Origin of the sequence: Xanthomonas melonis (assembly GCF_020783655.1) — a bacterium.
In the GTDB taxonomy this organism is placed as follows: domain Bacteria; phylum Pseudomonadota; class Gammaproteobacteria; order Xanthomonadales; family Xanthomonadaceae; genus Xanthomonas; species Xanthomonas melonis.
Genome location: NZ_JAJGQH010000007.1, coordinates 25,840 through 47,762, shown reverse-complemented (window position 1 = coordinate 47,762; position 21,923 = coordinate 25,840). Strand labels below are relative to the sequence as shown.

At 63.5% G+C, this 21,923-nt stretch carries 15 protein-coding genes; 8 read left to right on the top strand and 7 right to left on the bottom strand.

All coding sequences use genetic code 11. The features are described from left to right. The first annotated feature begins 44 nt into the window (after positions 1 to 44). On the top strand, positions 45 to 1,403 hold the full coding sequence (locus LL964_RS08370) for an NTP/NDP exchange transporter (protein ID WP_104586523.1): 1,359 nt from the start codon (positions 45 to 47) through the stop codon (positions 1,401 to 1,403). A 295-nt stretch (positions 1,404 to 1,698) separates the two neighbouring features. Beyond that, entirely contained in the window at positions 1,699 to 2,052 is a 354-nt protein-coding gene (locus LL964_RS08365; RefSeq protein WP_104586522.1) for a DUF1304 domain-containing protein, read from the top strand. 477 nt (positions 2,053 to 2,529) lie between these two features. Here LL964_RS08365 and LL964_RS08360 read toward each other — a convergent pair whose 3' ends face one another. Further along, positions 2,530 to 5,004: an acyl-CoA dehydrogenase gene (locus LL964_RS08360; protein WP_104586521.1), complete on the bottom strand. Its 2,475-nt coding sequence runs from the start codon at positions 5,002 to 5,004 to the stop codon at positions 2,530 to 2,532. After that, positions 5,001 to 5,924, bottom strand: a complete 924-nt coding sequence (locus LL964_RS08355; protein WP_167395243.1) for an alpha/beta fold hydrolase — start codon at positions 5,922 to 5,924, stop codon at positions 5,001 to 5,003. Before LL964_RS08355 ends, LL964_RS08360 begins: the two co-directional genes overlap by 4 nt. Positions 5,925 to 6,060: 136 nt before the next feature. On the opposite strand from LL964_RS08355, the gene LL964_RS08350 reads away from it, so the two are divergent. The 3 genes from LL964_RS08350 (at position 6,061) to LL964_RS08340 (ending at position 11,960) form a co-directional block, all read left to right on the top strand. Continuing rightward, positions 6,061 to 6,669 carry a TetR/AcrR family transcriptional regulator gene (locus tag LL964_RS08350; protein WP_104586520.1) on the top strand — a complete coding sequence of 203 codons (609 nt, stop codon included), beginning with the start codon at positions 6,061 to 6,063 and terminating at the stop codon, positions 6,667 to 6,669. A gap of 341 nt (positions 6,670 to 7,010) precedes the next feature. Further along, on the top strand, positions 7,011 to 9,974 hold the full coding sequence (locus LL964_RS08345) for a TonB-dependent receptor domain-containing protein (RefSeq protein ID WP_104586519.1): 2,964 nt from the start codon (positions 7,011 to 7,013) through the stop codon (positions 9,972 to 9,974). 195 nt (positions 9,975 to 10,169) lie between these two features. Then, the gene (locus tag LL964_RS08340) at positions 10,170 to 11,960 is read left to right on the top strand and encodes a tetratricopeptide repeat-containing sulfotransferase family protein (RefSeq protein WP_104586518.1); all 1,791 of its coding nucleotides are present in this window, start codon (positions 10,170 to 10,172) and stop codon (positions 11,958 to 11,960) included. Here LL964_RS08340 and LL964_RS08335 read toward each other — a convergent pair whose 3' ends face one another. The 4 genes from LL964_RS08335 to hslO all read right to left on the bottom strand — a co-directional run bounded on the left by LL964_RS08335 (position 11,961) and on the right by hslO (position 17,581). Further along, positions 11,961 to 12,623 (bottom strand): 2OG-Fe(II) oxygenase, encoded by a 663-nt coding sequence (locus tag LL964_RS08335; protein ID WP_104586517.1) that lies wholly within the window; start codon positions 12,621 to 12,623, stop codon positions 11,961 to 11,963. Continuing rightward, a complete protein-coding gene (locus LL964_RS08330; RefSeq protein WP_104586516.1) occupies positions 12,577 to 15,504 on the bottom strand; it encodes a TonB-dependent receptor domain-containing protein in 2,928 nt (975 codons plus the stop codon). Before LL964_RS08330 ends, LL964_RS08335 begins: the two co-directional genes overlap by 47 nt. Before the next feature lie 197 nt (positions 15,505 to 15,701). Then, a complete protein-coding gene (locus LL964_RS08325) occupies positions 15,702 to 16,538 on the bottom strand; it encodes an XOO1806 family protein (protein WP_208621408.1) in 837 nt (278 codons plus the stop codon). A gap of 152 nt (positions 16,539 to 16,690) precedes the next feature. Next, a complete protein-coding gene (hslO, locus tag LL964_RS08320) occupies positions 16,691 to 17,581 on the bottom strand; it encodes an Hsp33 family molecular chaperone HslO (protein ID WP_104586514.1) in 891 nt (296 codons plus the stop codon). Positions 17,582 to 17,657: 76 nt separating this feature from the next. Between hslO and mtgA the strand changes: the two genes are divergently transcribed. Genes mtgA through LL964_RS08305 form a run of 3 tightly spaced genes read left to right on the top strand, consistent with a single transcriptional unit; the run spans position 17,658 to position 19,829 of the window. Beyond that, the gene (gene mtgA, locus LL964_RS08315) at positions 17,658 to 18,395 is read left to right on the top strand and encodes a monofunctional biosynthetic peptidoglycan transglycosylase (protein ID WP_104586513.1); all 738 of its coding nucleotides are present in this window, start codon (positions 17,658 to 17,660) and stop codon (positions 18,393 to 18,395) included. Positions 18,396 to 18,397: 2 nt separating this feature from the next. Further along, entirely contained in the window at positions 18,398 to 19,441 is a 1,044-nt protein-coding gene (locus LL964_RS08310; RefSeq protein ID WP_104586512.1) for a glycosyltransferase family 2 protein, read from the top strand. Then, positions 19,401 to 19,829 carry a CBS domain-containing protein gene (locus tag LL964_RS08305; protein WP_104586511.1) on the top strand — a complete coding sequence of 143 codons (429 nt, stop codon included), beginning with the start codon at positions 19,401 to 19,403 and terminating at the stop codon, positions 19,827 to 19,829. The genes LL964_RS08310 and LL964_RS08305 overlap by 41 nt, the downstream gene beginning before the upstream one ends. A gap of 90 nt (positions 19,830 to 19,919) precedes the next feature. Here the strand turns inward: LL964_RS08305 and LL964_RS08300 are convergent, their stop codons facing one another. Beyond that, entirely contained in the window at positions 19,920 to 21,884 is a 1,965-nt protein-coding gene (locus tag LL964_RS08300; RefSeq protein ID WP_167395242.1) for an AsmA family protein, read from the bottom strand. Between the last annotated feature and the right edge of the window lie 39 nt (positions 21,885 to 21,923).

Genomic DNA, 21,923 nt, shown 5'->3' with positions numbered 1-21,923 from the left:
ATGTTCTTCCTGTCGGGCTCGTCCATACGGACTTCGTTGTCGGCATGACTGGCTCGCCTGCGCCGCGTTCGGCGCTCGGTCGGCTGGGGCAGGCGCTGCGCAGCTCGCCGCCGCTGGCTTGGTCCTTCCTGTACTTTTTCTGCCTGCTCAGCGGGTATTACGTGCTGCGTCCGGTACGCGAGGCGATGGGCGCATCGGCCGAGGTGGAAGCGATCTTTCCTGCAGGCATGATCGCGTTCTTCGCCGCGCACGGCATTCCGCTCAAGGACTTCACCCTGCAGGTCCTGTTTACCTGCACCTTCCTGATCATGTTGCTGCTGCAGCCGGTGTACGGAGCACTGGTCAGCCGTTACCCGCGACGGGTATTCCTGCCGGTGGTCTACGGGTTTTTCATTGCGACCCTGCTGCTGTTCTATGTGCTGTTCGACAGCGGTGTGCCCGGGCGCGGCATGGCGTTCTTCCTGTGGGTGACGGTGTTCAACCTGTTCGCGGTGGCGGTGTTCTGGAGCTTCATGGCCGATGTCTTCAGCAATGCCGAGGCACGCAACTACTACGGCTACATCGGTGCGGCGGGGACGCTGGGCGCGTTCCTCGGGCCGATCCTCACCCGCACGCTGGTCGAGCGCATCGGCATCGCGCATCTGATGCTGGTCTCGGCCGGCTTGTTGACGGTGTGCGTGGTGTGCGTGCTGCGGCTGCGGCTGTGGGCGGTGGCGCGCGAGCGGCAGTTCCGGCTGGACTCCGGCGAAGTGCCGATGGGCGGCGATGTGTTCGGCGGGCTCAAGTTGATCGTGCGCGAGCCATTGCTGCGCTGGCTGGCGCTGATGACCTTGTTCGGCGTGGGTGTCGGCACCTTGCTCTACAACGAACAGGCCGCGCTGGTACGGCGGCTGTATACGGATGCGGCCGCCAGCACGGCGTACTACGCAAGCATCGATCTGGCGGTCAACGCGCTGACGCTGGTGCTGCAACTGCTGGCGACGCGTGCGCTGTTGTCGCGTTTCGGGATCGCGCCAGCGCTGCTGATTCCCGGTGTGACCATCGTGGTGGGCTATGCGCTGCTGACTGCCTCGCCACTGCCTTTGATGATCGCCATCGTGCAGGTGATCACGCGCTCCAGCGAGTTCGCGCTTGCCAAGCCGGCGCGCGAGACGCTGTACACGCGCGTCGATCGCCAATGGCGCTACAAGGCCGGTGCGGCGATCGATACGGTGGTCTACCGGGGCGGCGACCTGAGCTTCGTCTGGATCCACAAACTGGTGTCCGCATTCGGTTCGAGCACGGTCTTCGGGGTGGGCTTGCTGGCGGCCACAGGCATGACGGTGGCCGCGTTCGGCCTGCTGCGGCAGGCACGCAAGCTGCCCGCGGAACGCATGCCGGGTGCCGCCGGGACGCACGACTGACCGTTCCGGGCCGCGGCGCCGATAGGCCGTCGCGCCCGGGCAGTGCGCTCTCCCGCACGTCGGCTCCACCGCCACGATGCGTGGCCGGTCGGCGTGTCATGTGCGGTCGCGCGTGCAGCGGCGTCCACCGGTCCGCCGGCTGCTCAATATGGTCCTGATGCGGTTCATGCGAAGGCATGACTGCACGGCTGTTTCGCTGTCGGAAGATGGCGGTGTTCGGCATGTGGGCGTCCGAACAGCCAATCCGGCGTCATCGCGGCTATGCTTGCCGCCACATCCTTCTCAGTGGTCTGCCATGTCCCTGTTCGCCATCGTCGCCGGCCTGTGTGTTGCTCTGTTGCACGTCTACATCCTGGTGTTGGAGATGCTGTTGTGGACCCGTCCATTGGGCCTGAAGACCTTCCGCAACACGCCGGAGAAGGCACAGGCCACGCGCGTGCTGGCGGCCAATCAGGGGCTCTACAACGGCTTCCTGGCGGCAGGGTTGTTCTGGGGCGCGTTGGCCGCGCGTGCCGATGTGCTCACCTTCTTCCTGGGATGCGTGGTCGTGGCGGGGTGCTATGGCGCTTACAGCGTCAATCGCCGCATCTTCTTCGTGCAGGCGGTGCCGGCGTTGATCGCACTGGCGCTGCTCTGGCTGCCGGCCTGAGCGAGGATCCATCGGCAACGCGGCCTGCGCACAGGCGCAGCTGTCGGCGGCGAATGACGCGCCTTGCCGCACTGGCCCGCAGGCGCAGGGCGTAGCCGGCAGCAGGGCTCATCTGCGCAGCTGCCACCGGCCCGATTCTGCGCATCAGGCCGATCGCGGACCGCGCGCGATGGTCCGTGCACCCTCCAAGCGCGCCCGCGAAGGTCCCGGGCTGCGCGTTGCTGAGGCAACAGTCCGTGTGGGCAACAAGGGCGCTGATACGTTCGACGCTACGGCCATGCGCATCTTCTGGCCCGCCAGCCCGGGCGGACCCCGGCAACTGCCGCGCAGCGGATCGATGGCAGCCCCGGCGACTGGCACGGCAGTCGGCCTTGACCGCTTCGGTGCCGCGACCGATGCAATGAAGGAAGAACAAAAGCAAACGGCGAGCCTGAGCTCGCCGTTCGTTTCCATCGTGGCAGCGACCTCGCCGTCGACTCAGGCCGCTTCGCGCGGCTGTTGCGCCTGCGGTTTGTCGTAGAAGCTGGCCGCACGCAGCTCATGCGGATCGAAGTCGTCGACGGTGATGGTGTCCATCATGATCTCGCGCAGCTCTTCCAGCAGCTTGCGCTCGTCTGTGGTCAACACGCCTTCGGCCACTGCCTCGTCGAGCTGGGCGGTGAAGTCCAATGCTTCGATGCCCTTGGTCTTGAGCGCCTTGAGGAACTTGCGCTCCACCGGCTCGGCCATCACCGCCTTGGTCAGATAGCTGGCGATGCGGCCGCCCGGATTGTTCGCGCACGGCGTCAGGAACACGCCCTGCGCCAGACGGTCGCGTGCCTCGTTCGGTGCCATCAGCAGCGACGCCACGCGGTGTCCCAGACGATCGCCAGGCGCTTCGGCACGACGGCCCAGTGGGAAGATCAGCACCCACATCAACCAACCCACCGGACGGATCGGGAAGTTGCGCAGCGCAGCCGACAGCGCGGTTTCGATCTTGTGCACGCTGTCGTGGAAGGCCCAGGCCAGCAACGGCTGGTCGCTCGCCGGCGCACCCTCGTCGTGGTAGCGCTTGAGCATCGCGCTGGTCATGTAGATGTGGCTCAGCACGTCGCCGAGGCGACCGGACAGCGATTCCTTGAACTTCAACTTGCCGCCCAGCATCAGCATCGACACGTCGGCCATCAACGCCAGGTTGGCCGAATAACGATCCAGCTTGCGGAAGAAACGGCGGGTGTAGGCGTCGCCCGGCGCCGCGCCGAGACGTGCGCCGGTCAAACCGAACCAGAACGAACGCACTGCATTGGAGATGCCGAAGCGGATATGGCCGAACAGGCTCTGGTCGAATGCTTCCAGGCCACGACGCGTATCCGGGTCCTGCGCCGCCTGCATTTCCTTCATCACCCACGGATGGCACAGGATTGCGCCCTGGCCGAAGATCAGCAGGCTGCGGGTCATGATGTTGGCGCCTTCCACCGTCACGCCGATCGGAGCCGCCTGCCAGGCGCGGCCGGCGAAGTTGCGCGGTCCCAGGATGATGCCCTTGCCGCCGATCACATCCATCATGTCGCTGACCACTTCGCGGCCCATGGTGGTGCAGTGGTACTTGGCAATCGCCGACGGCACCGATGGAACGTCGCCACGATCCACCGCCGCTGCCGTGGCCTGAGACAGCGCACTGATCGCATAGGCCTTGCCGCCGATGCGTGCCAACGCCTCTTCCACGCCTTCGAAGCGGCCGACCGACAGGCCGAACTGCTTGCGGATGCGCGCATACGCACCGGTGACCACCGCCGCAGCCTTGCTGCCGCCGCTGGCGGTGGAGGGCAGGGTGATCGAACGACCCACGGCCAGGCACTCGTTGAGCATGTTCCAGCCCTTGCCGACCATCTCCACGCCGCCGATCAGCTGGCTCAGCGGAATGAACACCTCTTCGCCATGGATCGGGCCGTTCTGGAACGGCGAGTTCAATGGGAAGTGGCGGCGGCCGATTTCCACACCGGGCGTTTCGCGCGGCAGCAGCGCCAGGGTGATGCCGATGTCCTTCTTGTCGCCGATCAAGCCTTCCGGATCGTAGGCGCGGAAGGCCAGGCCGATCAGCGAGGCCACCGGTGCCAAGGTGATGTAGCGCTTGTCGAAGGTGAGCTTGACGCCGAGCACGTTGGCGCCGTTCCACTCGCCCTTGCAGACGATGCCGTAGTCCGGGATCGAGGTCGCATCCGAGCCGGCGAACGGACCGGTCAGGCCGAAACATGGCACTTCCGCACCAACCGCCAGACGCGGCAGGTAATAGTCCTTCTGTTCCGGGGTACCGTAGTGCAGCAGCAGCTCGCCGGGGCCGAGCGAATTCGGCACACCGACCGTGGAGCTGACCACGCTGGAGATCGAGGACAGCTTCTGGATCACCTTGTGGTGCGCCAGCGCGCTGAAGCCCAGGCCGCCGTACTGCTTGGGAATGATCATGCCGAAGAACTTGTTCTTCTTGATGAAATCCCACAGCTCCGGTGGCAGGTCGGCGTGGACGTGGGTGATCTCCCAGTCATTGACCATCTTGCACAGCTCTTCGACCGGGCCGTCCAGGAAGGCCTGCTCTTCGGCCGTCAGCTGCGGCTTGGGGTAGTTGAGCAGCTTCTGCCAATCCGGGTCGCCGGTGAACAGCTCGCCCTCGAAACCGACCGAGCCGGTTTCCAGCGCGATGCGCTCGGTCTGCGAGAGCGGCGGCAGCACCTTGCGGAAGAAGCCCATCAACGGCGTGGTCAGCAGCGGCTTGCGCAGGAACGGCAACAGCACCGGGGCCGATACCAGCACGACCAACGCTGCGGCGACGAGGGTGGCCGTGAGATTGGCGCCCAACAGCCAGCACGCCACCAGCACGCAGGCGCTGATCGCAACCCAGGTGGCAAGGCGCATCCGGTGATAGGCAGCGATGCCCGCCGCCAGGATGACGAAGAGGAACGGTGCAACGATGCTCATGGTCTTGCTCCAGTGACATGCTCGGTGATGTTGGACGCTGCGATGGTGCCAACCGGGGGCAGTGCGTCCAGATAATGCAACACGGTGGCGGTAAACGTGGTGTTGTCGTCGCCAGCGAGCATGTGCGTTGCATCGGGCAGCTGCACATGCTGCGCATGCTGGGCGATCGACAGGAATTCGTTGATGGTGGCCGGTGTGACCAGGTCGCTGCGGCCGCCGCTGATCAGCAGCATCGGGCAACGCACCTGCGCTGCCGCATCCAGCAGTGCGTGTTGCTGCATTTGCGCATCCTGCCCGGCCAATTCCTCGACAAGGCGTGGGTCCCAGTGCCACTGCCAGCGGCCGTCCTGGCGCGGGCGCAACAGCGCCCTCAGCTGATCTGCGCTCTTGCGTGGGCGATGCGGCAGGTAGGCGGCGATCGCATCGGCGGCGGCATCCAGCGACACGAAGCCGTCCGGATGCGCGGTCATGAAGCGCAGGATGCGCTCCACGCCCGTGACGTCCCAGCGCGGCGTGATGTCGACCAGCACGAGTGCGCGAAACAGTCCCGGCCAGCGCGCTTCGGCAAGCAGTCCGAACAAGCCGCCCATCGAGGCCGCCACCAGTACCGGCGGCTCGGCCTGCTCACCAGCGAGCACGATCAGATCGTCGGTGAACTGCGCCGGCGAGTAGGGCAGCTGCGCCGCGTTTGCGCTTGAATCCCCATGCCCACGCGCGTCGTAGGAAAGCGCCCGATAACCCGCCTCGGCGAGTGCGACTGCCGTTGCTTCCCAGGCATGGCGGGTTTGCCCGAAGCCATGCGCGAGCAGAACCGTCGGCGCCCGCGTCGGGCCCCGCACCGATACCGCCAGCCGCACATCGCCAGCGTGGACGCTGGACACGATTGCAGCTTCGGCTAGGGTAGGAGATGAGCTGACCATACCTAATGGTATGGATGCCACTCCGTCGATGTCAATACTGCCTAGTATGGAAGGTTAAGCCATTGAATCGTGTCGGGTGGGTGCCAGATATGTGACGCATACTGCAACTGACTCAAGCGTATGGTTAAATCGTCGAATGAACGACATCATCGACTCCAGCTCCACCACGCCCCGCGCCAGCTCAGGTCGCGGCAACCGCCTCAGCGCCGACGATTGGGCGCAGGCCGCGCTGGACCTGATCGCCGAGCAAGGCGTCGGTGCGGTGGCAGTGGAGCCGCTCGCGCGCCGCCTGGGAGTCACCAAGGGCAGCTTCTATTGGCATTTTCCTTCGCGCGACGCGCTGCTGCAGGCCGCCCTGGAGCGCTGGGAAATCTTCGAACAGAAAGAGGTCTTCGGCAGCCTGGAAGACGTGCCCGATCCCAGTGCCCGCCTGCGCGCGCTCTTCCAGCTGGTGGCCCACGAAGTCACCCCGCATGTCATCTATAGCGAGTTGCTCAAGGCGCTCGATCACCCCGCGGTACGCCCGGTCATCGACCGCGTTTCGCAACGCCGCCTCGATTACCTGATCGCCTCGTTCCGCCAGGCCGGCCTGTCGCGTACCGACGCCCAGCACCGCGCCCGCCTGGCCTATGCCGCCTATGTCGGCTTCCTGCAGCTATCGCTGCAGCTCCAGCAGCCCAAGCAGGCCCGCGAAGACTTTGAAGCCTATGTAGAGCACGTGATTCAAACCCTGATCCCCGGGTGAGTCGAATGTCGTGAGTGTTGCAAGGATGTGGCGCGAGCACTGCCTGGCTTGAGTGGCTGAGAACACGGTCGCGGTAGTCCGCGCTGTCGAATGATGCTCGGGCGATAGGCAGAGGTCCCAGACGTTAGCGGCCGCGCAGCGTTCTTCTTTAGCGGTTTTCAGAACAATCTATGTAACTGAATAAGGGCTGAAATTCACGACAGCACAATTTTTTGTTAACGCATCTTTAATTTCTCCAACTTGATGGCTACTATCAGCGCAACCTTCGTTTTGGGCTCGCTTTTCGATCCCCCGAAGGCTTGTTCTTCACGCCATTACCAAGATCTTGGAGAGAGAGCTCAATGATGTACAAAACCAGCAAGCTGCGCGACGCGATTTCGTTCGCCATCGCGGTCGGCGCTTCCGCTTCGGCATTGCCATCGGTGGCGATGGCGCAGGATGCCGGGGCGACCAACCTCGATCGCATCGAGGTGACCGGGTCGCGCATCCGGCAAGTCGACACCGAAACGGCTCAGCCGATCCTGACGGTCAGCCGCGCCGACATCGAGAAGCAGGGTTTCTCGTCGGTTGCCGACATCCTGCAAAACATCAGCGCGGTCGGCACGCCGCCGATCAGCCGCGCATCGCCGCTTTCTTCTGGTGAAGCAACCGGTGGTACGTACATCAGCCTGCGCGATCTTGGCGCGGCGCGTACTTTGGTGCTGGTCAATGGCAAGCGCCTGGGCATCACCACCGACGGCCTGCAGGACATCTCCACTGTGCCGGTCTCGTCGATCGATCGCATCGAAGTGCTGAAGGACGGCGCTTCCTCGATCTACGGCTCCGACGCCATCGCTGGCGTCATCAACATCATCACTCGCACCAACTTTGACGGCGCGACCGGCAACGTGTACTACGGCCAGTATTCGCAAGGCGACGGCGAGACGACCAACGCCGATTTCGTGATGGGCGTGACCGGCGAGCGTGGGACGCTGACCGTCGGCGTCGAGTACGCGAAGGAAGACCGGGTTGCAGCCTCCGACCGTCCGTATTCGGAGTTTCCGCGTTCATCCAACCACCCCGATTTCGCCTGGACTGCCGTGGGTGAGTTCGGTGGATTCGTGAGCCGTCCGGCTGACGCACTTCCCAACGTCCGGTATCCAGCCACCGCGACGGCGACCAATCCGAATCGGGAAGTTCGCGTTCTGGTGCGCGATGGTGGAAATCCGAACAATCCGGCCGACTACCGCCTGCAGAACACCGACCAGTTGGTTACGCAGGACAAGACCAACACCAATCGCTGGACCGACCTGCGTACGCCGCAGGAGCGCCGGTCGCTGTTCGTGGATGGCTCGTACGACGTGACCGAGAACGTGCGCTTCCGCACCAACGTGCTGTACAGCAACCGTGATTCGGAACGCCAGATCGCGGGCTACCCCTACCAGGCGCTGGCATTCGGTTCGCCGATCTCGGCCGATAGCGCGTTCAATCCACTCGATCGCGAGATCCCCAACTGGTGGCGTCGCACGACCGAAGTGCCGCGCACCACGCGTGCAGACCTCACCACCTATCGTTTCTCGGGCGCGTTCGATGGTTCGTTCAACATCGGCGAGCGCATCTTCGACTGGGATGTTGGCTACCTGTACAACAACAACAAGCTGGTGCAGAGCGGCTACGGCGATCTCAACCTCACCTCCTTGCGTGCGGCTGTCGGTCCGTCGTTCATCAATGCACAGGGCGTTGCGCAGTGCGGCTCCGCCGCTGCTCCGATCGCACTGGCGCAGTGCGTCCCGTTCAATCCGTTCATCGCCGCCGGTCTGACCGGACCGGGTGCTTTTACCGGTAACCAGGCGCTGCAGGACTTCCTGATCCCCACCACTCACGCAACCGCCAACACCAAGACCAAGGTGATCACGGCCAACCTGGCGGGTAGCCTGTTCTCCCTGCCTGCCGGCGACCTCGGTTTCGCCGTGGGTGCCGAGCAGCGTAAGGAGGAGGGTGAGTTCAGTCCTGATGCGCTCGCGCAGTCGGGTAACACCTCTGGCCTGGCCAACTTCCCCACCGGTGGCAGCTACAAGGTGGAAGAAGTCTATGCCGAGTTCAACGTGCCGCTGCTGGCCGATCTGCCGTTTGCGCGTGAGCTGAGCCTGAGCCTGGCGTCCCGGTACTCCGACTACAACACTTTCGGCGACACCGTGAACAGCAAGTTCGGCTTCAAGTGGAAGCCGATCGACTCGCTGCTGGTTCGCGGTACCTGGGCAGAGGGCTTCCGCGCGCCGACGATCTCCGATCTTTACTCCGGTGGCTCGCAGTCGTTCGATTCCTACACCGATCCTTGCGACGTCCAGTTCGGCGCTTCCCGTACCAGTGCTGCGGTCCGCGCACGCTGCGCTGCCGCTCTGCCGGTCAGCGCTGCCACTTTCCGTCAGCAGGCCCAGGGCTTCGTGCCGACCACGGCAGCCTCGTCCCAGACGCCCGTGCCGTTCCTGTCAGGTTCCAACGACCAGTTGGTCCCGGAGACCTCCACCTCCAAGACCTTGGGCTTCGTGTGGAGCCCGGGCTTCGTGAGCGGTCTGAACGTCTCGCTAGACTGGTGGCAGATCCGCGTCGAGAACACCATCATCGGCGACACCGCGAATCTGATCCTCAACGACTGCTACATCAACGGAATCGCCGAGCGTTGCAACGCGTTCACCCGTGACCCGGTCAGCGGTATCGTCAATACCTTGAACCGGACCTCGATCAACGCAGGTTATCGTGAGGTCGAGGGCTACGATCTGGACCTGGGTTACCGTCTGGCGACCGATACGGTCGGTACGTTCGGCATCAAGTGGACGACCACCTACACCAGTCGCGATGAGCTGGTGACGACTCGCAATCCGGTCACCAACCCGAACCCGTTCACGGGCGTGGGCTGGGCGGGCACCACCACCGGTACCCACTTCCGTATCCGTTCCAACGTTGCATTGAATTGGGATAAGGGCGATTTCGGTGCCAGCTGGACGGTGCGTTACTTCTCCGGCCTGAAAGAAAGCTGCCTGAGTGCGTCGTTGTTCCCGGACGAGTGCAGCGATCCGAATTACCGCGCGCCCAACAATCAGGGCGTTTCGGTCGGCAATCCCACCAACGAGCGTGGCGCGACCATCTTCAACGACGTCCAGGTGCGTTGGAATGCGCCGTGGAACGCGACCATTGCCGCCGGCGCCAACAATGTGTTCGACCGCGTCGGCCCGACTCTGTACAGCCAGCCGAGTTCCAATGTGTCTTACTTCGGCGGGTTCGACATCGGTCGCTTCCTGTACATGCGTTACACCCAGCGCTTCTGATAAGAGGCCGTTGAGGATTTAAGCGCAGCTACGCCCCCGCATGGGGGCGTAGTTTTTTATGCAATCCACATCCCCGAGCATTGCGGACTGTTCTGGCTGAGTACAAGCAGATCGTGTGATACAGCAATGCCGTTATGACCAGTAGCCATTGGCCCTGGCAGCCATCACGACGTGGCAGTGTGAGATCATCCGTGAATGATTTCCCTGCCGCCTGAGCATCAAGCAACAATTCAAGCGTGGATACGTGACGGACTGGCGCCGCATGCCCTCGATAGCGCCGCTTGGTCCCGGTTCGCCGAGAAGCTGCACGGAGATAATGCGCTGCGAGATGCGTGTTACGCGTATTGGCAACTGGCTCTAATTGAGCCGGATGAGCCCGCATATCTAATCAATGTTGGAAACCTGCTGCTCGAGCTGGAAGAGTTTCAGGGTTCATTGATGGCGTTTGAAGACGCGATGCGATGCGGCGCCGCCGGTGCAGTTGCCTGTCAATTGGGGCGGGGACTGGCGCTGCTTTATCTGCAACGGTTCGGGCAGGCCGAGGAAAGCTTGCGCTGCGCTTGGAGGCAGGAACCACATGCCTGCGATGTCGCGTTGGCTTACTCCCAGTGTTTGATGGAGCTGGAGCGCTTCGATGACGCAAATGTGTGCCTCATGCACCTTGATGATCGGGACATGTCACGCACCCAGCGCGAAGCTTTCGCCTGGCTATTGGCCAACTGCGGCCATGAGCAGCGTGCGATCGCGCTGTATGCAGAACTGCTGGACGACACCTACGCAACCATCGAACTACGGATACAGCTTGTCCTGTTACTCGAAAGGCTCAATCGCCTTGACGAGGCTGATGCCCATCTTCAGCACCAGACAATTGTCTCAGGCCAGATGTCGCCCATGAAGGCGCTCGCCATGGGGCGCATGTTGCGGCGCCGGAGCAGGCATGCAGCCGCTGAGAATTGTCTGGAATCGGGACTTGCGATGGTGGGAGAGGGGGCACTGGGGGCGCTACTGGAGTTCGAGCGGGCCAAGAATGCCGATGCGAACAACAACTTCGACGAAGCGATGGTCGCCTTAGGTCAGGCGCACGAACGCGCCATCGCCGCATACCGATGCCGTTTTCCTGATCGGGCAGGTGATAATGCGTTGGCTTGGCTAGATGACGCGTTGGCCTTTACGGCCCCTGACGCTTGGCGGGCGGAACCGATACATGATGGTTTCGAGGATCCGACGTTTTTGGTGGGTTTCCCGCGCTCCGGTACCACGCTGCTGGAGCGCATTCTCGATGCCCATCCGGCCACAGCCATACTGGACGAGCGTCCTGCGCTCGAGGAAGCGATCGCATCCTTGCCATCGGCGGCGGCCGATCCGGGCGTCGGGCTTGATGATCGGCTGACGGCTCTTTCCTACGATCGAATCGCAGCGGCTCGAAGCGTCTATTTCAAGGTTGCTGCCCGATATACCTCGGTGCAGCAAGCTCTTGTCGATAAGTACCCACTGAATCTGACGCGGGTGCCTTTCATCGCGCGGCTGTTCCCACGGGCCAAACATATTCTTTTGCTACGCGACCCCTGCGATTGTGTTCTGAGCTGTTACATGCAGGCATTCGGTATGCGTGGGGGCGTCCTCTCGTTCTCGACGCTGGAGTCGTCTGCCGAGACGTACGTCAAGGTGATGTCGCACTGGGAGCATCATAGGGCGTTGGTTGACGCCCCGATTCATGTCATTCGTTACGAGGATCTGGTGCGTGATATGCCGTCAGAGATTACTCCGTTGCTACGCTTTCTGGAGCTTGCATGGACTGATGCGATCACTGATTTCCAGGCGCTTGCCAGATCACGAACCATGCGAATCAACACGCCCAGCTATGCGCAGGTAGTGGAGCCGATCAATGGCAAGGCAGTAGGACGATGGGAAAATTATCGTCACCACTTTTCTCCGCAGACCCTGGATCTTCTCGCGCCCTGGCGTCGCCGTTATGGTTATGCCTAATCAACGCTGCGGGAAGCGTAGGTAGGTGGAAAGGATGTATTTGTCCCCGCTCTTGGGGTGTCTACCTTGGTGGGCGTACATCCAGTATGGCGGAAACATCAGGAGCCGTCCGGCGCGAGGTTCAACCCCGCAGTTCAGGTCTGGGAACCATGTCTCTCCGCCTTCGGAAACGTCGTTGAGATACCAAAGGAATACCAGGTACCGGTCGCAGACGCTATTTATCGAATCGAAATGCGTCTGGAAGCTCTCATCGCTTCCGGAGCGATAACGCTTGAGGATCAATGGGCTGAGAAGCGGGCTATCTGGGACCGCGATACTGAGACCGACATCAGCGTTGTAGCGCGCGAGTTCCTGGCTGATCAGAGAACGGAAAAAGCTCAAAAATGCGTGATCTGACAGTTTGGAGATATCCAGCTCTGTCCACGCGCTGTCGTCCAGCCCGGGGCGTACGCCTCGGCCATTCTGCTCATGGAATTCGCTTAGCGTCAGAAACGATTCGACCAGCTTGGCGCACAGTTGCGGCGGCAGGCTATTGTCGTATGTCCGAATGAAGTGCCGAAGATGATCCTGAGAGGAGGGCGCCGCAGATGCGGCGCCCTCTTTCCCGTGATGCAGATCAGAATCGTGCAGTCCAACGCATCCAGTAGTACCTGCCGATGGCATCGTAGGTCCGCAAGTCGGTGGAGGCATTGAAGCCGGAATAGACCAGAGGGGGTTGGCGGTCTGCCAGGTTGCGAACGCCGATCTGGATCGTGCTGTTGTTCAAGGCTTCCAGGCGATACCCCAGCTGGAAATCGGTCTGGGTATAGGACGGAACCTGGCGCTTTGCCACGTAACCGTCGGTACCGACCTCGGCCACGTCCGGTGCCTCGTTGACATGATGGACGTAACGCGTGGTCAGGCTCGCATTGAGGTTGCCGAAGGTCCAGGTCAAGTCGTTGAGCGCACGCCAGCGTGCGATGTTTCCGAAGCCCGACGATGCGGAGTCCACGAACGTGCCCGCCAGACCCTTGCTCTGCGGAATCCCTGGGAACGCGCCCACATCGCTGCTCGGATCCCCCGATAGGAGGCGAACGTCATACTGGCGGATATAGGTGGTATCGAGATTCCATGACAGCCTGCCCCACGCGGCTTCCGGGGTGTTGTAGCGGAAACCGAGATCCACGCCGCTGGTACGCAACTCGCCGAAGTTGCCGATCGCATTGGTCATCTGCGCAACGTCGCCGGCCTCGTCACGGATAAAGGTGTCGCAGTAGCGCCCGAACTGATAGCACTGATTCAGCATCACGGTTTCGGGAAGTCGGGTAATGAACTGATCCAGACTCACGCGCCAGTAGTCGGCGGTGACGCTGAATCCGTCCAGCCAACTCGGGCTATAGACGAAGCCGTAGGTGAATACGTCGCCTTCTTCCGGCTGAAGATTGGGATTGGCGACCTGGAACGAGGTCACCTGGTTATTGCTCTGGCGGAACGAGCCATCGGGAGCAACGCCTGCGCAGGCACGCGGATCAGCGGTCGCCTGGCCGGAGTAGCCATTGCAAGGGTCGACATAACTGTTCGCGCTAGGCGACGTGGGCGAGAAGAGATTGCCGATCGTGGGTGCGCGGAACACGTCGGCATAGGTGCCGCGGAGCAGAAGATCGGAAAACGGCTTCCATTCCACGCCAATCTTGGAGTTGGTGGTTCCGCCGAAATTCGAGTAGTCGGAATAGCGCGTACCCAGTGTCAGGTTCAGCTTTTCCGCAAAGGGTACGTCGGCCAGCAACGGGACCAGTGCCTCGGCGTACACTTCATTGACATCGAATTCGCCCGAGATGTTGCCGAATGTACAGGCTTCCTGCGTCGTCAAGCAGACAGTCTCGCCTGGCGGAATGATGGTCAGGAAGTCGCTGGTCGAGCTTGCGGATTCTTCGCGGCGTTCGACACCGACCGCCAGCGATACCGTTCCTGCAGGAACATCGAACAGGTCGCCGGTTGCATTGGCGTTGTAGACCTTCAGGGTGTTTTCGCTGGTATTGGTGATCGTGGGATTGATCAAGCCGAGTGCAGACAATTGCGCCTGGCCCGTGGGGGTGCTCGGATCAGGGGCGGGCCCCAGGAAGTTGACCGGCAAGCAGCCATTGATTGCAGTTGCAGGATTGCCGGGCGTACGAACGCAGATCGGATTTCCAGTTGCGGGATCGATCATGGACGGGCCAAGCGCTGCGGCAAGTCCCGGGCTGAATAGGTAGCCCTTTACCGAAGAGGTCTGCGGCGAGCGGCCGTATCCGTAGGACGCGTCCCAGCTCCAGCTGCTGTCGCCGAATGCGCCGCGCAGGCCACCGGTGATCTGATAGGTCTCGGTGATGAATCGCGTGGTGCGCGTGGGAATGAAATCGCGAAGGCGCAGGCGCGCGTCTGTGATGTTCACGCCGAACGGGTTGTAAATGCTATTTGCACTGATCGGGACATTGTCCACTGCAGGCCGGCCGTCGAATGGCAGCGGCGCCAGTGCGAAGGAAGAGTCGGTCCGCAGCCAGGAACCCAGCACGAACGCTTCGACGTTATCGGTGAGCTTGTAGGTACCGTTCAGGAACATGCTGGTCCGCTCTTGCGGCGTCAGCGTCAGGTTGCCATCGGCCTGAAAGTTGTAGACGTCCGTCTGCGGATTGAAACAACGGAAATCCGACGGTGCCGAGCCGGGCCGGCCGTCGATGCGAGTCAGCGTGACGCTGGCGCCGGTGCCGCAATTGGGATCGCTCAGGTTAACGCCGGTGGCGTTGGCGCGCGGAACGACGTAGCGGCCGGTCAGGATTCGGCTGGTACCGCCGATGCCCTTCTCGCCCGCATAGAGCTGGTACGGTTGGCTCGAATAGGCACGATCCGACGCGCGCACCTGGTCAGCCTTGTCGTAGCTCGCACCCAGCATCAAGCTGCCGCGGTCGTTGGTCATGCCGAAGACGGCATCGTAGCGCTCCGTCGCCGCGTCGCCGCGCGAGGAAGTGCCGTAGTACGCACTGGCTTCGACCCCGTCGAAGTCTTTGCGGATGATGAAATTCACCACGCCGCCGATGGCGTCGGATCCGTAGATCGCCGAGGCGCCGTCCTTCAATACCTCGACGCGCTCGATCAGGCCTAGCGGAATCGAGTTGATATCCACCGCACCGCTGGCATTGCTGACCGAGCCGATCCAGCGTCGTCCATCGACCAGAACCAGCGACCGATTGACGCCGAGGCCGCGCAGATCCACGGTAGCTGCACCGCCGCCGCCGCCGTTGTTCACCTGCGGATTGGTAGCCGCACCGGCAATTGCGGGCGTGCGCTGGAGAAACTCGCCCACCGTTGCTGCGCCAGAACTCTGGATGGCCTGGCGGTCGATCACGAATACTGGGCTTGCGGTTTCCAGGTCGGCGCGTTTGATACGGGAACCGGTCACTTCGATCTTGTCGAGGTTGGTTGTGGCACTGGCCGCCGCGTCCTGCGCAAAGGACGCGGGCGAATAGGCTCCTCCAACAACGAGCGCGAGGACGACGGCGTCACGCAGTTTGCTTGACGTGCACTTCATGGGCTCTCTCTCCGAATACGGAACTAGGGTTGGCCTGGCAAGCGGATCTGAAAGGCAGTTCCAAGGCGTCAGGGTGAACCGATGGTATCTGGCTGCTCGAATAAATTAAAGTCCCGTTAATGCGGCGTCGGAGACAAATGAAAACGCCACCGTGGTGACGGTGGCGTTGGTCTAGAAGCTTTCTTGGGCGAACCCGCTTACAAATCTTGCTCGTACCGAACGTACGGAATCGTGCCGTCGCTGTTGCTTTCGTTGTTGGGCGCGAAGGGATTCTTGCCGCGGGAGATGACATTCTCGGCGCCGACCGTCAGCTGCCCGCTCCAGGGGGTCCGCCAGGTCAGGCCCAGGCCCAGGCCCTCCCATTTTTCGGGTTGACCGGGAACATCGACCACCCGGCCGATGACATTGGCGCTGAAGGCGCCATAGCCGCCGCCGACGCTGAGCGTCTTGCTGTCCCACTGGTCGGCGATTGCCGGAGAGACATCGGCCAGTGGCACCAGGCGTGCGCGGGCGTAGGTGCCGCCGATCGAGACGAAACCCTCGCGGCCGATGTTCTTCTGGCCGAAGACGGTCAGGTCGTTCTGTTCGACACGCGTCAGTGGCGCCTTGCCGGCGCCCATCAGCCATGCGGGAAGCGTGTCGCGGCCGGTACCGGCAGTGACGCCGACGCGGCCATTGCCGCGGTTGAAGCCCAGCGTGCCGGACACACGTCGCGATGCGGCGGTGCTGTCTTCCTCGTCGTCACCGATACCGGCGAGCAGGCAATGGCTGGCCAGTCCGCTGATATTGGTGCCGCGGCTGCTGTTGCACAGCAGGCCCAGCGAATCGCCGGAGGTCAGGCCGAATGCGGCGTCCAGCGAGTTACGACCGAAATGCCAGCGTGCCCCCGCCTTCTGCTCGCCGGTGGGTTCCAGGTACAGGAACGCCTCCACCTTGCCGCTGCCCTTGTTCCACACCGGCAGGATCGTGCTTTCGCGCACCTGCTGCGGTGCCGACTGCGCATGCACGCCCGCCGTTGCCGCGAGGGCAACCAGCAGGGCGAGCGGAAGGCGCAGGAGGTGTCGCATACGGGAGGTCAGACCCAGGGGCAGTTGTTAAGTTCCCGGAAGCGGGCAAGCGGGATGCTAGGGGATTTATGATTATTTAACAAGTAGTCACGTTCCCCCGAACGCTCGCGCAATGCTATCTATTGCAACCGATCTGGCGCCTGCTGGGACGGTTGCGCTGCCTCGAAAAGTACGGCCAGCTCGGTCAACGGAAAGTGATACTCGCGGCCGCAGAATTCGCAGCGTACCTCCACCTGCCCGCGTTCCTCGGCTGCGGCGCGGGCTTCCTGCTCGCCCAGCGATTGCAGCATCGAGGCGACCCGTTCGCGAGAGCAGGAGCAGCCGAAACGCAGCGGCTTGCTGCCCATTAGTTGGGTGTCCTCTTCGTGGAACAGGCGATGCAGCAGGTCTTCACCGGCGATCGAGAGCAACTCCGGCGCACCCAGCGTGTCGAACAGGGCGCCGATGCGCGTCCAGCCGTCGGTATCGCCCTCGTCGCCCGGAAGCTTCTGCAGCAACAGACCGGCGGCCTGATCCGGGCCGGCCGCCAGCAGCAGGCGGGTGGGTAGCTGTTCGGATTGCTGGAAGTAGGTCTCGAAGGCTTCGGCCAGGTCCGGCGCCTGCATGCCGACCAGGCTTTGGTAGCGCTGCGGTTCGCGCGGGTCCAGGCCGGGATTTTCGATGGTGATCGCCAGCAGGGCGGCCTCGCCCAGTTCGCGCAGATCGGTGGGCGCGTCGGCGCCGTCGGCCAGTTGCACGATGCCGCGCAAGGTGCCGGAGGCAGTGCACTCGGCGAACAAGGTCCGCAGCGTGTGGTTGCCGCGCAGTTGCACCGACAGGCGCCCGTCGACCTTGGTATGACCTGTGAACAGGGCCGCAGCGACGGCCGCTTCGCCGAGCAACTGGCGGGCTGCCGGCGGATACTCGGCCGTGCCCTGGATGTCGTGCCAGGCCTGGGTCAGGCGTACGTGGACGCCGCGCACACCGGCGGCAGGCAGCAGGAAGCGGGAGAGCTGGTCGTGATCGGTCATGGAGACATCGGACGTAAGGGACGCTGGTTGCCGGATAATGCGGCAAGGCATCGGTAATGAAAGGTCGTAACGCACAATGGGGACGGATGCATGGGATGGCAAGCAGGCCGCGCCGCCGCGGCGTGGACGCTGGCTGCGCTGGATCGTGGCGGCACCGCTGCTGTTCGCGGCCGCGAGCGTGCTGCAGGTGCTGGTGCTGCGGGTGGTCGATCCGCCGATCAGCAGCATGATGGTCGGGCGCTATCTGGAAGCGTGGGGCGAGGGCGACTGGCGCTTTTCCCTGCACCAGCAGTGGCGCGACTACGACGGGATCGCCGCCAGCCTGCCGATCTCGGTGGTGGCGGCGGAAGATCAGCAGTTCCCACTGCATCATGGCTTCGATCTGCAGGCCATCGAGAAGGCGCGCGATCACAATGCGCGCGGTGGGCGTGTGCGCGGGGCGAGTACGATCAGCCAGCAGGTCGCCAAGAACATGTTCCTGTGGCAGGGCCGCAGTTGGGTGCGTAAAGGCCTGGAGGCCTGGTACACCGTACTGATCGAGCTGCTGTGGCCCAAACAGCGCATTTTGGAGATATATCTCAACGTGGCCGAGTTCGGCGATGGCGTGTATGGCGCGCAGGCCGCTGCCCGGCAGTTCTGGGGCAAGGACGCGGCCGGGCTGTCGGCGACCGAGTCGGCGCGTCTGGCGGCGGTGCTGCCGTCTCCGCGTCGCTACGACGCGCGACGCCCGGGGGGCTATGTGCAGCGGCGTACCGCGTGGATCCAGCGACAGGCGCGGCAGTTGGGCGGCCCTGCCTACCTGCAGGCGAAGTGAGCATGCAACGGATCGAACAGGCGGCGCCGACCGCTTCCGAGCGGCTGACGGTGGTGATCGCGGCCTATAACGAGGAAACCAGCATTCCGCTGCTGCATCCGCGCCTGTGCGCAGTCCTTGAGGAACTGACCGATCTGCACGCGCACGTGCTGTACGTCGACGACGGCAGCACCGATGGCACCTGGGACGTGCTGCAGGCATTGGCGCAGGCCGATGCGCGGGTGGGTGCGCTGCGCTTGTCGCGCAACTTCGGGAAGGAAGTCGCGGTGTCTGCGGGCCTGGACCATGTCGCGCCTGGCGCGGTGGTGCTGCTCGATGCCGACGGGCAGGACCCGCCGGAACTGATCCCGGAATTCGTCGCGCTATGGCGGGCCGGCTACGACAACATCTTCGGCACGCGCGTCTTTCGCGAGGGCGAGGGCTGGCTCAAGCGCAGCGCTGCACATGCCTTCTATCGGGTGATCCGGCGCCTCTCACGCACCCCGATCCCGGCCGATACCGGCGATTTCCGTCTGCTGTCGCCGCGGGTGGTGCAGGCCTTGCAGCAGCTGCGCGAGCGCCACCGTTTCATGAAGGGCTTGTTCGGTTGGGTGGGATACCGACAGGTCGCGTTGCCCTATCGGCGCGCGCCACGGCTGTCCGGGCGCAGCAAGTTCACCGTGTGGCGTCTGTGGAACTTCGCGTTGGAGGGCATCACCAGTTTTTCCACGGTGCCGCTGCGCGCGGCGACGTATCTGGGCCTGATGGCTGCTGCGGTGGCCTTCGCGTTCGGTGCCTGGGTGGTGGTCAAGGCGGCCTTGGTCGGCGATCCGGTGGCCGGCTGGCCAACGATGATGTCGGTGATCCTGTTCCTGGGCGGTATCCAGTTGATCGCGTTGGGGCTGATCGGCGAATACCTGGGCAGGCTGTACGACGAAGCGAAGCAGCGTCCGTTATACCTGGTCGATACTCAGCGCGGCGTGGTGGGAGTAGGCTGCCAACACCAGACCGAGCGCGGAGCGGATCATGCAGACCGTACGACAGCTGTTGGGAACCAAGAAGGGTGAGATATTCGCAGTGGCGTCCGACGCTGCGGTGATCGAAGCGATCCGGCTGATGGCCGCAAAGAGCATTGGCGCGGTCTTGGTCATGGACGGGCCGACGCTGGTCGGCATCGTGTCCGAGCGCGACTACGCGCGCAAGGTGGTCCTGCGCGAGCGTTCCTCGTCCAATACCAGCGTGGCGGAGATCATGAGTTCGGATGTGGTGACGGTGCTGCCATCGGAGACGGTTGAGCGCTGCATGCAGCTGATGACCGCAGGCCGGTTCCGGCATCTGCCTGTGGTCGAAGACGGCCGCGTGTTGGGCGTGATCTCGATCGGCGACCTGGTCAAGGCGGTGATCGAGGAGCAGCAACGCGACATCGATCAGCTGCAGCGCTACATCGCCAGCTGAGGCATTCCGCTGAAGACCGCAAACGCATACCGGATGTGGTCGGCGTTCGCATTCGCAGCACCCTTGGCTCGATCGGTGAGCCGAGCATGTTCACTGCGCATACTTGCCGCCGCAATCGCTGTCCTTGCCGGGGCCGGGTTCGAAGGTGGCCAGCAGGGCGGCCGGGGGCGCGATGCTTCCCAATGCGACCGCAATGGCACCGCGCACGCCCAACGCCTTGAAGTCCGGGCGGAACGAGGGGTCCTTGAAGGTTCCTGCGATGCGCAGCGGCGAGCGCAGGCTCAGGATGCTGCGGTCCTTCGGGCGCGGGCGCAGCAGCAGATCGAGCGTCTCGTTCTTGAGACTGATGTTTCCTTCGCCGACGATGATGGTGTCGGTGCTGTCGAACGCCAGGGCGCGTGATTGCATCACCCCGTCCTGCACGCCGAAATCACCGAAGATGCAGCGCACCGGGATCTGCCGATCCTTGGTGATCAGATACTTCAGCGATTCGGCGATGTCCAGGCCTGCCAGCTCCATGATCAGGTTGCCGACATGGCCGCGGCCCATGCCGACGCCGACCGAGCCGTCGGCACTACCGAGCATCGCCGCGACCGAGTTGCCACGCCCGCGCAGGTCCAGCTCGCCGCCGATTGCGCCCGACGCCTGCTTGGCGAGCGTTGCATCGGGAAACAGACGATCCAGCCGGATGCCGCGGATACCGGCTTTCAGGTGTGTGGCGATGACCGCGTTGCGCGCATCCATGCGGATGGTGGAGCGGATGTCGCCACCGGCCACGCCGAAGTTGAGCGGATCCAGCTGCAGCAGGCCATCTTCCAGCTTCAGCGAGGCATCCATGTCATCCAGCGGCCAGGACGGTGCGTTGATGCGCTGCGCCCGCCAGCGCACCTGGGCATCCATCGCGCGCAGCTTGGACAGGTCGTACGGCGTGGCAGGCAGGAGACGCGCGCTGGCGGCAAGGCGTGCGGCCTGCTGCTTCTGATCGGCATTGGCCGATTCGTCGCCGCCGGTCTTGGGTGGGGCGCCGACGAAGCCGGCCAGGTCGTCGAAATCCAGGCGTCTGGAGGCCAGGTCCGCGCGGAGGTAAGGGCGCTTGTTGCGCAGGTCGATCTCGGCGGTACCGGACAGGTCGCTGTCGCCGGCGGTGCCGGCGAACCTTTCGTAGCGCCACACATCGCCATCACGCCGCAGGCGACCGTCGAGCGTGTACGGCGGGGTGGACGGGATGGCGACGCCGGTGAGTGGATACAAATCCTGCATGTCCTGGCCGCTGAGCGCCATCTGCAGATCGAAGACGCGGAACTGGAACGGGTTGGTCAGCGTGCCGCGCACATGCGTGCGGGTAGCACCTGCGCGACCGCGCAGATCGATACGGAAGGGGTGCTCGCTCTGGCTCAGTTCCAGGGGCGATGCGGTATCGCCTTTCAGCGTGAAGGGGTAACCCTTCCAGCGGCCCTTTCCTTCGATGCCGATCGGTGCCGCACGCTGATCGCTGCGTGGCGGTGCCAGGCTGTTGATCGCCACGTCGATATCCGATCGGCCGGCCTCGTCGATGTAGCGCAACCGGCCCGCACTGACCAGCAGGCGCCCCAGGCGCGGCATGCTTCCATCGCCGCTGTTGCCATCGAACACCCAATTGCCGGGGTGGCTGTCGTTGCCGGCCTCCAGCAGCACGCTTGGGTGGTCGAGACGAATCTCCGGCAGCCGCACCGTGCCGCGTAGCAGTGGCCAGAACTCGATGTCGATCTCGGCGGAATCGAGCTCGGCCATCGCGCCCCGTTTGGACCAGGAGGCGTTGCCCAGTCGCAGCCGCTCTCCTCGCACGGTGGTGACGCGTCCCAGATCCACGTCCAGATGGCCGAGTCGGAACTCCCGGCCGGTCTTGGCGCTGACCGCGCGCTCGACCGGGCCGCGGAACCAGTTCCAGTCGAACAGGATCAGCACGATTGCCACGATCGCGGCAGCGATGCCCAGGCCGATCAGCCAGCGCCGCCGGCGTACCCGGCGGGAAGATCGAGTGGAAGTGGTACGGGTCGCAGTGTTCACGTGCGCCATGGTTGGCGATCGCTCGTGCACGCTGCGCGAAACATGCCC

What these genes read in the sequence shown, in the direction of transcription:
- LL964_RS08310 (WP_104586512.1), top strand. Translation starts at nt 18,398, where the DNA reads ATGCAACGGATCGAACAGGCGGCGCCGACCGCTTCCGAGCGGCTGACG.
- mtgA (WP_104586513.1), top strand. Translation starts at nt 17,658, where the DNA reads ATGGGGACGGATGCATGGGATGGCAAGCAGGCCGCGCCGCCGCGGCGT.
- LL964_RS08340 (WP_104586518.1), top strand. Translation starts at nt 10,170, where the DNA reads ATGATTTCCCTGCCGCCTGAGCATCAAGCAACAATTCAAGCGTGGATA.
- LL964_RS08365 (WP_104586522.1), top strand. Translation starts at nt 1,699, where the DNA reads ATGTCCCTGTTCGCCATCGTCGCCGGCCTGTGTGTTGCTCTGTTGCAC.
- LL964_RS08345 (WP_104586519.1), top strand. Translation starts at nt 7,011, where the DNA reads ATGATGTACAAAACCAGCAAGCTGCGCGACGCGATTTCGTTCGCCATC.
- LL964_RS08300 (WP_167395242.1), bottom strand. Translation starts at nt 21,884, where the DNA reads ATGGCGCACGTGAACACTGCGACCCGTACCACTTCCACTCGATCTTCC.
- hslO (WP_104586514.1), bottom strand. Translation starts at nt 17,581, where the DNA reads ATGACCGATCACGACCAGCTCTCCCGCTTCCTGCTGCCTGCCGCCGGT.
- LL964_RS08355 (WP_167395243.1), bottom strand. Translation starts at nt 5,924, where the DNA reads ATGGTCAGCTCATCTCCTACCCTAGCCGAAGCTGCAATCGTGTCCAGC.
- LL964_RS08350 (WP_104586520.1), top strand. Translation starts at nt 6,061, where the DNA reads ATGAACGACATCATCGACTCCAGCTCCACCACGCCCCGCGCCAGCTCA.
- LL964_RS08330 (WP_104586516.1), bottom strand. Translation starts at nt 15,504, where the DNA reads ATGAAGTGCACGTCAAGCAAACTGCGTGACGCCGTCGTCCTCGCGCTC.
- LL964_RS08335 (WP_104586517.1), bottom strand. Translation starts at nt 12,623, where the DNA reads ATGCCATCGGCAGGTACTACTGGATGCGTTGGACTGCACGATTCTGAT.
- LL964_RS08305 (WP_104586511.1), top strand. Translation starts at nt 19,401, where the DNA reads ATGCAGACCGTACGACAGCTGTTGGGAACCAAGAAGGGTGAGATATTC.
- LL964_RS08370 (WP_104586523.1), top strand. Translation starts at nt 45, where the DNA reads ATGACTGGCTCGCCTGCGCCGCGTTCGGCGCTCGGTCGGCTGGGGCAG.
- LL964_RS08360 (WP_104586521.1), bottom strand. Translation starts at nt 5,004, where the DNA reads ATGAGCATCGTTGCACCGTTCCTCTTCGTCATCCTGGCGGCGGGCATC.